Source organism: Latilactobacillus fragifolii, from assembly GCF_905332535.1.
Classification (GTDB): Bacteria; Bacillota; Bacilli; order Lactobacillales; family Lactobacillaceae; genus Latilactobacillus; species Latilactobacillus fragifolii.
Genome location: NZ_CAJOCF010000004.1, coordinates 35,939 through 49,064, shown reverse-complemented (window position 1 = coordinate 49,064; position 13,126 = coordinate 35,939). Strand labels below are relative to the sequence as shown.

At 44.0% G+C, this 13,126-nt stretch carries 12 protein-coding genes; 11 read left to right on the top strand and 1 reads right to left on the bottom strand.

What is annotated here, in order from left to right; all coding sequences use genetic code 11:
- Positions 1–11: 11 nt before the first annotated feature.
- Positions 12–1,712, top strand: coding sequence for a DNA repair protein RecN (recN, locus tag J7Q78_RS06230; RefSeq protein WP_208422172.1), 1,701 nt, complete (start codon positions 12–14; stop codon positions 1,710–1,712).
- Between the two features lie 51 nt (positions 1,713–1,763).
- On the opposite strand, the gene J7Q78_RS06225 is transcribed toward recN, so the two are convergent.
- Positions 1,764–2,090, bottom strand: a complete 327-nt coding sequence (locus tag J7Q78_RS06225; protein ID WP_208422171.1) for a hypothetical protein — start codon at positions 2,088–2,090, stop codon at positions 1,764–1,766.
- Between the two features lie 121 nt (positions 2,091–2,211).
- Here J7Q78_RS06225 and J7Q78_RS06220 point away from each other — a divergent pair, with 121 nt between their 5' ends.
- The 10 genes from J7Q78_RS06220 (at position 2,212) to rsgA (ending at position 13,120) form a co-directional block, all read left to right on the top strand.
- Positions 2,212–2,436, top strand: coding sequence for a YdbC family protein (locus J7Q78_RS06220; RefSeq protein WP_208422170.1), 225 nt, complete (start codon positions 2,212–2,214; stop codon positions 2,434–2,436).
- Between the two features lie 71 nt (positions 2,437–2,507).
- Positions 2,508–3,119 carry a guanylate kinase gene (gene gmk / locus J7Q78_RS06215; protein WP_154242660.1) on the top strand — a complete coding sequence of 204 codons (612 nt, stop codon included), beginning with the start codon at positions 2,508–2,510 and terminating at the stop codon, positions 3,117–3,119.
- Between the two features lie 4 nt (positions 3,120–3,123).
- Positions 3,124–3,381, top strand: a complete 258-nt coding sequence (gene rpoZ / locus J7Q78_RS06210; protein WP_154242661.1) for a DNA-directed RNA polymerase subunit omega — start codon at positions 3,124–3,126, stop codon at positions 3,379–3,381.
- Between the two features lie 88 nt (positions 3,382–3,469).
- Complete coding sequence (gene coaBC, locus J7Q78_RS06205; protein WP_208422169.1) at positions 3,470–4,672, top strand: bifunctional phosphopantothenoylcysteine decarboxylase/phosphopantothenate--cysteine ligase CoaBC; 1,203 nt, start codon at positions 3,470–3,472, stop codon at positions 4,670–4,672.
- An 18-nt stretch (positions 4,673–4,690) separates the two neighbouring features.
- Positions 4,691–7,105: a primosomal protein N' gene (gene priA, locus J7Q78_RS06200; protein ID WP_208422168.1), complete on the top strand. Its 2,415-nt coding sequence runs from the start codon at positions 4,691–4,693 to the stop codon at positions 7,103–7,105.
- Positions 7,106–7,123: 18 nt separating this feature from the next.
- Complete coding sequence (gene fmt, locus J7Q78_RS06195) at positions 7,124–8,077, top strand: methionyl-tRNA formyltransferase (RefSeq protein WP_208422167.1); 954 nt, start codon at positions 7,124–7,126, stop codon at positions 8,075–8,077.
- Positions 8,070–9,413 carry a 16S rRNA (cytosine(967)-C(5))-methyltransferase RsmB gene (rsmB, locus tag J7Q78_RS06190; RefSeq protein ID WP_208422166.1) on the top strand — a complete coding sequence of 448 codons (1,344 nt, stop codon included), beginning with the start codon at positions 8,070–8,072 and terminating at the stop codon, positions 9,411–9,413. Before fmt ends, rsmB begins: the two co-directional genes overlap by 8 nt.
- 24 nt (positions 9,414–9,437) lie before the next feature.
- On the top strand, positions 9,438–10,184 hold the full coding sequence (locus J7Q78_RS06185; RefSeq protein WP_154242666.1) for a Stp1/IreP family PP2C-type Ser/Thr phosphatase: 747 nt from the start codon (positions 9,438–9,440) through the stop codon (positions 10,182–10,184).
- Positions 10,181–12,205, top strand: a complete 2,025-nt coding sequence (gene pknB, locus J7Q78_RS06180; RefSeq protein WP_208422165.1) for a Stk1 family PASTA domain-containing Ser/Thr kinase — start codon at positions 10,181–10,183, stop codon at positions 12,203–12,205. Before J7Q78_RS06185 ends, pknB begins: the two co-directional genes overlap by 4 nt.
- 15 nt (positions 12,206–12,220) lie before the next feature.
- Positions 12,221–13,120 (top strand): ribosome small subunit-dependent GTPase A, encoded by a 900-nt coding sequence (gene rsgA, locus J7Q78_RS06175; protein WP_154242668.1) that lies wholly within the window; start codon positions 12,221–12,223, stop codon positions 13,118–13,120.
- The last annotated feature ends 6 nt before the right edge of the window (positions 13,121–13,126 follow it).

Genomic DNA, 13,126 nt, shown 5'->3' with positions numbered 1-13,126 from the left:
GGGATGATCAGATGTTACAAGAGTTGGTCATTCACGATTTTGCAATTATCGATCAGTTAGCAATCAGTTTTGAAGAAGGGATGACGGTGTTGTCGGGGGAAACCGGCGCCGGAAAGTCAATTATTATCGATGCAGTCGGGTTACTTGTTGGCGGTCGTGGTTCCCAAGACTTTATCCGGACTGGTGCTAAAAAAGCGACCCTTGAAGGTTTATTTACGATGACGCCTAATGGGACAACCGCTGCAGTTTTAGATCAATTTGGAATCGAGCACGATGAACAAACGGTCTTATTACGGCGCGATTTGGCCGTCAATGGGCACAATGTTTGTCGCGTCAATGGTCATTTGGTCAACACAACGACTTTGAAGCATATTGGTGAAACCTTAGTCGATATTCATGGACAAAATGAACATCAGGCGTTAATGTATGCAGATCGCCACTTAGGTTTGTTGGATGAATTTGCGCATCAAAAGTTAATGACGCCAAAGGCCGCCTATGCAAAAACCTACGCTGCCTATCGTAAAACACAACGGGCCTTGAAGAAAAAGCAACAAAACGAACAAGAATGGGCCCAACGTTTGGATATGTTGAAATTTCAAACCAATGAAATTGATGCTGCTCAATTACAAGTCGATGAAGAAAGTAAATTAGTTGAAGAACGGGCAAAACTAATGAATTTTCAAAAGATTAACCAAGCGTTACAAGCTAGCCATACGATTTTGGCGGGGGAAGACGGGAATGCGTTGGATCAAATCGCAATTGCAATGAATCAGATGCAAGAAATTGCCGAACTTGATCCAGAATTCAAGCGGATTGCGGATAGTCTACAGACCGGATACTATACCTTGCAGGACAGTAGCATTGATATTAGCCGGGAAGTCGCAAACTTAGAATGGGATGAAGCACGTTTGGATGAAATCGAACAACGCCTTGAAACCATTAATCGTTTGGAACATAAGTATGGTGATACAATCGCCGAAATTCTCGCTTATGGTGAAAAAATTGGTGCTGAATTGGCAGCCATGCAAGCGACCGAAGCTAACGCAAATGAACTTGAGCAACAATTTGCGCAACTTGAAGAACAACTTAGGATCGACGGCCAAGCGTTAACGCAATTACGTCAAAAAGCCGCTAAGCAACTTGAAAAAGCTGTTCATCAGCAGCTAAAAGCGTTATATATGGAAAAAACAGTCTTTAAAGTTGCATTCCTAGCAAATGAGCAGGAACAATTCATGGCATCTGGGATGGATAAAGTTGAATTTTATATTCAACCAAACCCCGGTGAAAAGTTGCGACCACTGGCTAAAATCGCTTCTGGTGGGGAATTATCGCGCTTGATGTTAGCCCTTAAAACGATTTTTTCTGAATCACAAGGGGTTACTAGCATCATCTTTGACGAAGTCGACACCGGGGTGAGTGGGCGTGTGGCTCAAGCAATTGCCAATAAGATTAGTGAAATCGGGCAACATTCGCAAGTGCTCTGCATTACGCACTTGCCGCAAGTCGCAGCAATGAGCGATCATCAATATCACATTCAAAAACAGGTGAAACAAAATCGAACGGAAACCACCGTTCAAAAAGTAACTGGCAAACAACGAATTGCCGAGTTAGCTCGGATGTTAGCGGGGACCGAAGTAACAGAATTAACCTTAGAACATGCTGAAGAATTAGTGGTATTAGCGGAAACGGCTAAAAAAAATAGCCGACATTAAAATAAGGGTGCCGACCAAATCATGATTTGGTCGGCACCCTTATTTTTTTGTTTAATTTTTCTTTTGAATGTAACGGATTTGATTGCAAAAAACAATCTTATAGAGATTAGAATGGCTTTCTTTTAGTAGATACTGATTGGCACCGAGCTGTTTAACCAAGCGCCCAGTTACTTGTTCAAGATGATCGTTAACATTGAATTGCACCGCAACGTGGTAGTGGCGTTCAAACGCTTGGGTCATAAATAATTGAATTTGGGCGGGTTGCATTTGAGGTTGTTCAACAAAAGCAGCCCCTTCCGGTGTGAGTTCAAAAAAGCGGTGATACTGTTTAACCAATTGGTGACTGAGTCCGCTAACCGTTGCTTGTTTAAATTCCATGATGTTATCCTCCGAACACTTGTTTGTGTTTTTATTATACGAACAAATGTTCAGAATTGCAAGCGGCATTTTTTGATTTATTTCGTGTATAATAAAATGAGGCGATAGAAAGGGTGATTTAATGGGCAAAATCGAATATGAAATTATGGCTGAAATTGGTGTTATCAGCGAAAATGCGGCAGGATGGCGCAAAGAATTGAATCTGATTTCATGGAATCAACGGGCGCCTAAATTTGATTTACGGGATTGGGCACCTGATCATGCTAAAATGGGCAAGGGAGTTACGCTATCAAACGACGAACTTGTCTCCTTAAGGTTAATTTTAAATGAGATGGAAACAAAGTAGACTTGAAATTTCCCGCCAAATAGTGCAAAATAGACTTTAACTATTTTATAAAAGAAGAGGGAATTACGTAGATGTCTAATCGAGGAATGTTGATCGTTTTATCAGGTCCATCAGGGGTCGGTAAAGGAACTGTCCGTCAAGCAATGTTAGAAGATGAATTTCGTGATTTTCATTATTCAGTTTCGATGACGACGAGAAAGCCAAGACCCGGCGAGCAAGATGGCGTCGACTATTATTTTGTGAGCAAAGAAGAATTCGAGCAAGAAATTGCAAATGATGGTATGCTAGAATATGCGCAGTACGTGGATAACTATTACGGCACACCGATGAAGTACGTGAATCAAACACTCGACTCAGGGCGCGATGTCTTATTAGAGATTGAAGTTCAAGGCGCAATGCAAGTGCGCGAGAAGTGCCCCGATGGTGTCTTCATCTTCTTGACACCACCCGATTTGTTAGAATTGCGGAATCGAATTCAAAGACGCGGGACGGACGATCAAGCCACGATTGACAAGCGGATGCAAAAAGCAGCCGATGAAATCAAGATGATGGAAAATTACGATTATGCTGTCGTCAACGACGAAATTCCAAATGCGGTTCAACGAATTGAAAAGATTATCGAAAGTGAACATTTACGCGTACCACGTGTGATCGACCAATACAAGAAAATGATAGGGGAATAATAATATGATTGTATATCCTTCAATTGATAAGTTACTAGAAAACGTGAACTCACGTTACTCATTGGCTGTTTTAGCTAGCAAACGGGCCCATGAAATCGAAGCCGGTGATATTAAGATGTTATCTGAATATAAATCACCTAAAACGGTTGGGATGGCAATGGAAGAAATTGCTGCTGGCAATGTCATTATTGATCCTGATTCATTGATGCTTGAAAAAGATGCTGAAAAAATGGATAAGCTCGCCCAACAAGACGGCGAATAAGAATAATTAAAGAACCTGCATGTTTAGTTTATTCATCGATGGATGTTTAAATTAAAGTGCAGTTTTTTTAGTTTTAGGAGGGTTGAAAATGGATTTAACGAATAAACGGATTGCAGTTTATGTAACAGGGGGGATTGCGGTCTACAAAGTGGCTAATTTGGTGCGTGGTTTAATCAAAGCTGGTGCTGAGGTCCAAGTTGCAATGACCCAAGCGGCGACTGAATTTGTCACGCCGCTGACCTTTGCCACATTAACGCGCAAACCGGTGTTAACGGATTTGTTCAATCAGGACCAACCAGAGCGTGTTGCGCATATTCATTTAGCGGATTGGTCGAATCTAGCGGTAATTGCGCCAGCGACTGCTAATCTAATCGGAAAACTTGCTAACGGGATTGCTGATGACTTTGTCTCAACGGCCTTATTAGCAACCACCGCGCCTAAATTGATCGTGCCAGCCATGAATGAACACATGTGGTTTAATCCAGCGACCCAACGGAATATAACCCAACTTAAAGCGGATGGTTATACTGTCATGGAACCGGATAGTGGCTTTTTAGCGGAAGGGTATACCGGCGTCGGGCGCTTTCCTGAAGCAACCGCGATTTTGGCCCAAGTCGCGCAACAATTTGGACCGAAACCGTTAAGCGGTCAGACAGTTGTGGTAACTGCTGGTGGGACGCAGGAACCAATTGACCCGGTGCGCTACATTGGTAACCGCTCTTCTGGTAAAATGGGGTATGCAGTGGCCCAAGCAGCTGTGACGATGGGGGCCAAAGTGATTCTCATTAGCACCCGTCCGGAATTGCCGGTGCCAGCTGGCTTGGCCCAAATCATTTACGTTGAAACAGCAGCGCAATTACAAGGCGCCGTCAGCAGCGTCTTTGATACGGCCGATATTGTTGTGATGGCTGCGGCGGTTGCCGATTTTAAACCGGCCCAATATGTCACCCATAAAATCAAAAAAAAGCCCCATCCAACTGATACGCAGTTAACTTTAAACCGAACGCCAGATATTTTGGCGATGCTTGGACAACAGAAGACCCATCAATTCTTGATTGGCTTTGCAGCCGAGACTGACGATTTATTACAAAATGCACAAACCAAGTTAACCGCAAAAAAGGTCGATTTGCTAGTTGCTAATGACGTTAGCCAAGCCGATCGTGGTTTTGGTGCCGATCAAAATGCGGTTACCCTTTTACGACCAACTGCAGCTCCAGAAACGCTGGCGTTGGCGGATAAAAGCGTGATTGCTACTCAAATTTTAGAACGAGTCGCTAACTTGTTAGCTTAACTAAAAAGGAGGATTCAGATGCCACAAATCGCAAAAGTGATTGTCGATGTGCCCACGATGCAAACTAATCGGCCATATGATTATCAAGTACCAGATACTTTATTAGATCATATTCAACCTGGGATGCGTGTGGCGGTCCCTTTTGGTAAAGGTGATCGGTTAATTCAAGGCTTTATTTTAAATATTCAAGATCAAGCTAACTTTGAGGGGCAATTAAAGCCGATTACGGCCGTTATTGATTTGCAGCCGGCGGTGAATTCCGAATTACTTCAATTATCGAGTTGGCTGGCAGAGCGCACCTATGCCTTTCAGATTACGTGTTTACAAACGATGCTTCCAAGTGTGATGCGGGCTAAATATTCGAAAACCGCTCAGCTAGTTGATGAAATTGAGCCTGCGTTACAAGCAAGTTTGTTTAATGGCAACGACGAATTGACGTTTGATCAATCGCTAGCCCCCGATAAACTGAAACAATTAATGCAGCTGCAACGCCAAGGCAAGCTCGAAGTGGTGTATCACGTCGACGATCGGGCACGGGTTAAACAATTAACGGCTATTGAACCGGCCTTATCGTTTGAACAGTTAGAAGAAGCACGGACAGGACTACGGAAATCAGCGCAAAAGCAACAGCAACTCATTAGTTATTTACAAAGCTTAATTGGTCAGTCAAATCCCTTATTAAAGGATGTTTTGGCAACGACGAATTTTACCCGTGAGAATATTAAGACGGGGGCTGATAAGGGTTGGTTACGACAAGTTAAGGTCGAAGCCTACCGAAATCCTTATCCTAAAACCGTCACAACCACACAGAAAATGACATTAACTGACGAACAAAAAAAGGCAGTAGAAGCAGTTGTCACCGCCACCCAAAAACAAGCAGACCGCGTTTTTTTAGTTGAAGGGATTACGGGAAGCGGTAAGACAGAAGTTTATTTACAAACAATTGAGGCCGTCTTGCAACAAGCCAAGACAGCCTTGATGCTAGTGCCCGAAATTGCGCTGACGCCGCAAATGGTCAAGCGGGTTAAAGGCCGCTTTGGGGAGCAAGTCGCCGTTTTACATAGTGGCTTATCTGAAGGTGAGAAATACGATGAGTGGCGGCGGATCGAACGCAAAGAAGCGAGCGTTGTGGTTGGCGCACGATCCGCTGTTTTTGCCCCTTTGGAAAATATCGGCGTGATTATCATGGATGAAGAACATGAAGCATCCTATAAACAAGATGAGAGTCCGCGCTATCATGCGCGCGATGTGGCAATCTGGCGGAGTCAATACCATCATTGTCCAGTTATTCTCGGTAGTGCGACACCATCCCTTGAATCGCGCGCGCGTGCGCAAAAGGGTGTTTATCAGCTTTTGCGCCTTACCCAACGGATTAATCAACAGCCCTTACCTGCTGTTGAACTAGTCGATATGCGGGCAGCGATGAAGCAACAGGCCAGCAGTAATTTTTCACCGGCGTTATTAGATGCGTTGAAAGATCGGCTGCAAAAAGGGGAACAGAGTGTCCTGCTATTGAACCGCCGAGGGTTTTCATCATTTATCATGTGTCGTGATTGTGGCTTTGTCTTGCAGTGTCCAAACTGTGATATATCGCTAACGTTGCACATGGATACGCACTCGATGAAGTGTCATTACTGTGGCCATGAAGAAGCCATTCCACGGACATGTCCAAACTGTCAGAGTCGTCAAATTCGCTATTTCGGAACGGGAACGCAAAAAGTCGAGGCAGAACTCCAAGAACTAATCCCAACGGCGCGCATTTTACGAATGGATGTCGATACAACGCGGAAAAAAGGGGCACACGCTAAATTACTTAAACGCTTTGGGGACCACGAGGCCGATATTTTATTGGGCACCCAAATGATTGCGAAAGGGCTCGATTTTCCCGATGTAACGTTAGTTGGGGTGATCAATGCCGACACTGCCTTGGGCTTACCGGATTTCCGCGCAAGTGAGCGCACATTCCAATTATTGACGCAAGTTAGTGGCCGTGCTGGCCGTGCTGATAAAACCGGCGCGGTTATTGTTCAGTCTTTTAATCCGGAAAATTACGCTATCCAATTTGCTAAGCAACATGATTATGAAGGTTTCTATCAATATGAGATGGCTGTTCGGCATCGTGGTGGCTACCCACCGTATTATTTTACGGTGCAATTAACGATCAGCCACCCAGAAGAAGCCCTGGCAGCCAAGAAGAGTTTCCAAATTGCCCGTCAATTACGACCGGTATTATCCGACCAAGCGATTGTGCTTGGCCCGACACCGAAGTCGATTGCGCGGATTAACAATCGTTATTTCTACCAAATTGTGATTAAATATAAACAGGAACCACAACTTCAGGCAAAACTCGCCGAAATTCTCGAAACCACCCAAATTGATACCCGTCATGGGTTCAAGATTGGTTTGGACAATGAACCCCTACAATTTACTTAAAGTGAGCGTGATTGATTAATGACATCTATCGTATTTATGGGGACTCCCCAATTTTCAGTACCAATTTTAGAAGGACTTGTGGCACACGACTATCAAGTGTTAGCCGTTGTGACCCAACCAGATCGTAAAGTTGGTCGCAAACAAGTCTTGCAACAAACGCCGGTTAAAAAAGCGGCTGTTCAGCTGAACTTACCCGTTTTTCAACCTGAAAAACTTAGTGGCAGTCAAGCATTAGCTGATTTAATTGCCTTGCAACCGGATTTAATTGTGACGGCGGCTTATGGTCAATTCTTGCCAACGAAGTTATTAGAAGCTGCTAAGATTGCGGCAATCAATGTGCATGGTTCATTATTGCCCAAATATCGTGGGGGGGCCCCAATTCAATATGCTGTGTTAAATGGCGATTCAGAAATTGGGATTACTATCATGCATATGGCTAAAAAAATGGATGCTGGGGATATGATTGAACAAGCTCGCATTCCCATCGAAGCTTCAGACGATACGGGCAGTTTATTTGATAAATTAAGTTATGTTGGTCGTGATTTATTACTGAAGACCTTACCAAGGATTATCAATCAAACCGCCCCACGAATCCCCCAAGATGAAGCGCAAGTAACGTTTGCTTATAACATTACTAAGGAGCAGGAACGATTAGATATCAATCAACCGGCAATCCAACTGGTCAACCAGATTCGTGCATTGCGCCCGCAACCAGGCGCTTGGTTACCAATTAATGGTCAGCGGACGAAATTATGGCAAGCAACCGTTGCTGAAACAACAACCAATCAACCTGCTGGCGTTATCGTCGCGATTAACAAAAAGGATTTCGAATTAGCAGCCGGTAACGGAACTGTTTTGAAAATTACCGAGATTCAACCAGCTGGTAAGGCCAAAATGCCGGTTCAATCTTTCCTAAACGGGGTTGGCAAACAACTCACAGTCGGACAACAAGTGGTGGTGCAGGATGCCTAAAAAGACCCCGCGCTACTTAGCTGTTGAAATTTTAACGGCGGTGGCTAAACAAAATAGTTATTCAAACCTAGCCCTCGACCAAGTGATTAAACAAAACCATCTGAATTCCCAAGACGCTAGCTTTTTAACGCAGCTCGTGTATGGTGTCATTCAACACGAAATGACGCTTGATTATTATCTAGCACCCTTTATTCAAAAACCAGCTAAATTGGCGACGTGGGTACGCCAAGTTTTACGGACAGCAGTTTTTCAACAGGTTTATTTGGATCGCGTCCCTGAACATGCGATTTTTTATGAAGCAACTGAGATCGCCAAACAGATGGGCCATGCTGGAACGGCTAAATTAGTAACGGCGATTTTACGGAACCAACAACGGACCGGGTTACCTGATTTAGAGGCAATTGCCGATCCGATTGAACGGTTAAGTGTGACCTACAGTATACCGCAGTGGTTAGTAGCAAAGTGCTATCAAGAATTAGGTCAATCAAAATTGGAGCACCTATTGGCAACGATTAACCAACCTGCCAACGCAGCCATTCGGGTGAATACGCGCATCAATTCAGTGGCGGCAATCTTAGCAGATTTGCAAGCGGCCGGCTTCACCATTGAGCCCAGTGCAATTGCCGCAGCGGGATTAGTTGCTCAAGGCGGCCACTTAGCTAGTGGCGATTTATTCGAACAAGGAGCTTACACCGTTCAAGACGAAAGTTCGATGTTAGTTGCGCCCAGTCTGCAATTACAACCAAGCGATCGGGTCTTGGATGCTTGTGCCGCCCCTGGTGGCAAAACAACGCATATGGCGACCTATTTGGATGCCAGTCAAGGGGGGAAAATAACGGCCTTAGACATTCATGAGCATAAAGTTCGTTTGATTGAACAAAATGCAAAACGCTTGCATGTTGAAGACGTCATTGAAGCCCGGGCGCTTGATGCCCGTAAAGTCAGCGAACAATTCGTTCCTGAAACATTTGATAAGATTTTAGTTGACGCACCATGCTCTGGCTTAGGTCTAATGCGGCGTAAGCCAGAAATTAAATATGCTCGGCAAGCGGCTGACTTATTGAACTTGCAAAAAATTCAATTAGCGATTTTAGATGCCGTTGCCCCAACCTTAAAAGTGGGCGGTCAATTAACGTATAGTACCTGTACGATTGTTCCAGAAGAAAATCAGCAAGTCGTTGCAACGTTTGTGGCTAATCATCCAGAATTTGAAATCATACCAGTCGCACTCGATAAACCATTACCAGCCAATCAAGCGACCCCGTTTGTCCAAATCTACCCCGATGATTATCAAACAGACGGCTTTTTCATCGCTTGTTTAACACGACGGGCTTAAATTTATTAATTGAGGTGAATTCTTATGGAAGTTGCTTTTCAAACCGATGTCGGTCAACAACGCCAAAATAATCAGGACTATGTCGGCTTTTATACCAATAAAAACGGTGCGCAGTTTGCGATTGTTGCTGATGGGATGGGCGGTCATTTAGGCGGTGATGTTGCTTCAGAAATGGCGGTTTCCCATATTGGATACGAGTTCGAACAAACCGATGATACCGACATTGAAGCCATGGTTAAATGGTTAATTTTCGAATTGCAAAAAGAAAACAAACATATTTTAGCGAAGGCGAATCAATATGACGATCTGTTTGGGATGGGGACCACCCTCGTTGCAGTATTGATTTCAGGTGCCAATTACTTAGTTGCAAATATCGGTGATAGCCGGGTGTATCGCTTCCGGAATAACGAACTCCGTCAATTAACGGAGGACCATTCATTAGTGAACGAATTGGTGAAACAAGGTGAATTAACTGAAGAAGCGGCAAAACATCACCCGCAAAAAAACATCATTACCCGTACATTAGGGGTTTCTCAAGATGTGGATGCCGATGTGACCATTTATGAATTTGAACCAGATGATTATCTATTATTATGTACAGATGGGCTAACCAATATGGTTGATGATGAACAAATTAAGGCCACGCTAATCGCCCCGACATCGCTAGAAGAAAAATGTGCCGCATTAATTCAACAAGCAAACGATGCCGGTGGCTTGGATAATATTACGGCGTTAATCTTACATCAAACCGATGAGGAGGGTGCGCGATGATGGAAACAGGTTATGCGGTCAACGGCCGCTATCGGATTATCCGGCCAATCGGTGAAGGTGGGATGGCCAATGTTTATTTGGCCCAAGATCTGATTTTGGATCGCCAAGTAGCGGTCAAAGTACTTCGGCTTGATTTGCGGAATGATCCGAATACGGTCCGTCGTTTTAAGCGAGAAGCGCTTGCCACGACCGAATTAAACCACCCCAACATCGTCAGTATCTACGACGTTGGTGAAGAAAACGGTATGCAATACATCGTGATGGAGTATGTGAAGGGAACAGATTTAAAGAAATACATCGTTGAACACTTCCCGATCCCCTATCAGCGCGTCGTCGACATTATGACGCAGATTTTATCAGCAGTCGAAAATGCCCATGCACATAATATTATTCATCGTGATTTGAAACCCCAGAATATTTTGGTCGATGAAGCAGGTAATGTGAAGATTAGTGATTTTGGGATTGCGATTGCGCTCAGCGAAACCGCGATGACGCAGACGAATACACTACTCGGCTCAGTTCATTATTTATCGCCAGAGCAAGCACGGGGTTCAATGGCAACGAAGCGTTCCGATATCTATTCACTCGGGATTATTTTATATGAAATGTTAACTGGCATGGTGCCATTTGAAGGTGAGTCGGCGGTTTCAATCGCGATTAAACATTTTCAAGATGCTGTGCCACCGGTTCGCGATTACGATCCGCGGATTCCACAAGCTTTGGAGAACGTTGTGTTAAGAGCAACCGCTAAAGATCCAGATGAACGCTACAGTGATGTTGGGCAAATGGCAACTGATTTGCAGACCTCATTGTCGGCGACGCGGGCGCATGAACCTAAATTCGTACCATCACAAGGCGATATGGGCGAAACGAAAGTTATCCCAGCACTTGATCCAGAAGGCATTACGCGGCAAAGTAATGCGCCAGAAGCTAAGCCGGTGACTAAAGAGCAGCCCGCAACTGATTCCAAAGCCAAGCATCCACGGAAAAAATCAAAGCGAAAATGGTGGTTTGTGGGAATTGGTGTAGTATTGCTAGTGGCGCTTGGTGTTTTTGCTGCGTATGCAATGCAAGGTAGTGAAGTCACTGTTCCAGATGTCACAGACATGACCCAAGAAAACGCGACGGCAGCACTAACTGCAGATAAATTAAAAGTTGGTAAGATTCAAAAGACGACTAGTAATAAGTACAGCAAAGGGCATGTAATTTTATCGACGCCCGGTAAAGGAATGCATGTTAAAACGGGCAGCACAGTTGATTTAACGATTAGTACGGGCCGCAAAAAATATAAGATTGAAGATTATACAGACAAACCATTTACAGATGTCAGCACGCTATTGCGACAAAAAGGCTTGACAGTTGTACGTAAGTATCAAAGTTCGCGCAGTACAGCTTCGGGCTTGATTTTAGACCAAAGCATTGCCGCAGGTGAAAAAGTGGTGCCAAGCAAGACAACGATTACCTTAACTGTTAGCAGCGGCAAGCCAAGCATTACGTTACGTAACTTGAGCAATTACACGAAACAGGCTGTTCAAGATTATGTTGATGATGTTGGTTTGACGGCCACTTTTTCAGAGGACTACTCAAATACGATTGATGAAGGTTTGGTCATTAGCCAATCACCTGGTAGTGGTGCATCGATCCAAGAAGGGGCCAATATTAACGTGGTGCTTTCTAAGGGTAAAAAAGCCCCTGCTACGAAGAACTTTACGAAGTCGGTGACGATTCCGTTTGACGATTCCTTGGCAACTTCACAAAGTAGTGCAAGTAGCGCGAGTGAATCGGGTAGCAGCAGTAGCACTAGCGCTAGTGCAAGTAGCGCCGCAACGGCGACGACGAATAAAATTACGATTTATTTAGAAGATAGTACCCATTCAATAATGAATGTTTATAAAGAAATGACGATTACAGCGACTACAACTGTTGAATTGCCATTTACGATTAAAGCGGACCAAGCAGGCCGTTACCGGATTCTAAGAAATGGGCAAGAGATTCTATCGGATGACCATGTGACAAACTAATTGGGAGGTGACCTATTGCAGACAGGACAGATTATTCGTGCCCTTAGTGGGTTTTACGATGTACAAAGTGAAGGCAAGATTTATCGAACACGTGCGCGGGGTAATTTCCGTAAACGTAAGATTACGCCACTTGTTGGTGATTTTGTTGAATTTGAGAGTGAAAGTGAAACAGAAAGTGGCTATCTTCTTGAAATTTTAGACCGTAAAAATGAGATGATTCGACCACCAGTCGCTAATATCGATAATGCTGTCGTGATTGTTTCAGCGGTGGAACCAGCGTTTTCATTGAATTTATTGGATCGCTTTTTGATCTATATTGAATCACTCCACATGCAGGGGCTAGTTTATTTGACTAAAACCGATATGATTAATGATCAACAATATCAAAAAATCAATGATTATTTGGCGTATTACGCGAAGATTGGTTATCGCATTTTTGCACCACGCACGGCTTTTACGCCGGAGATTATTGCGGCGATTGAAGCCACATTCCCGCATAAAACAACTGTTTTTACAGGACAAACGGGGGCCGGAAAGTCAACGTTGTTAAACCATATTGATCCAAGCCTCAACATTGCGACGGCTGCAATCTCACAGAGCTTGAATCGTGGAAAACATACAACCCGCCACATTGAGTTGATTCCGTTGAATGATGGGTTAGTCGGGGATACACCTGGTTTTTCATCGCTCGGTTTATTAAACGTGACGATTGAAACCTTGGTTGATCGCTTCCCAGAGTTCAGAGAAATCGGGCAAGGTTGTAAATTTAGAACGTGCCAACACGTGATGGAACCGAAATGTGCCGTTAAAGAAGCGGTCGATAACGGTGAAATTATGCAAAGTCGTTATACGAATTATTTACAGTTTAGAGCAGAATTAAAGGATATTAGACCAGTTTACAAGAAGTCAAAATAAAAATAT

Coding starts and splice junctions, on each gene's coding strand:
- recN (WP_208422172.1), top strand. CDS start 12: ATGTTACAAGAGTTGGTCATTCACGATTTTGCAATTATCGATCAGTTA.
- J7Q78_RS06225 (WP_208422171.1), bottom strand. CDS start 2,090: ATGGAATTTAAACAAGCAACGGTTAGCGGACTCAGTCACCAATTGGTT.
- J7Q78_RS06220 (WP_208422170.1), top strand. CDS start 2,212: ATGGGCAAAATCGAATATGAAATTATGGCTGAAATTGGTGTTATCAGC.
- gmk (WP_154242660.1), top strand. CDS start 2,508: ATGTCTAATCGAGGAATGTTGATCGTTTTATCAGGTCCATCAGGGGTC.
- rpoZ (WP_154242661.1), top strand. CDS start 3,124: ATGATTGTATATCCTTCAATTGATAAGTTACTAGAAAACGTGAACTCA.
- coaBC (WP_208422169.1), top strand. CDS start 3,470: ATGGATTTAACGAATAAACGGATTGCAGTTTATGTAACAGGGGGGATT.
- priA (WP_208422168.1), top strand. CDS start 4,691: ATGCCACAAATCGCAAAAGTGATTGTCGATGTGCCCACGATGCAAACT.
- fmt (WP_208422167.1), top strand. CDS start 7,124: ATGACATCTATCGTATTTATGGGGACTCCCCAATTTTCAGTACCAATT.
- rsmB (WP_208422166.1), top strand. CDS start 8,070: ATGCCTAAAAAGACCCCGCGCTACTTAGCTGTTGAAATTTTAACGGCG.
- J7Q78_RS06185 (WP_154242666.1), top strand. CDS start 9,438: ATGGAAGTTGCTTTTCAAACCGATGTCGGTCAACAACGCCAAAATAAT.
- pknB (WP_208422165.1), top strand. CDS start 10,181: ATGATGGAAACAGGTTATGCGGTCAACGGCCGCTATCGGATTATCCGG.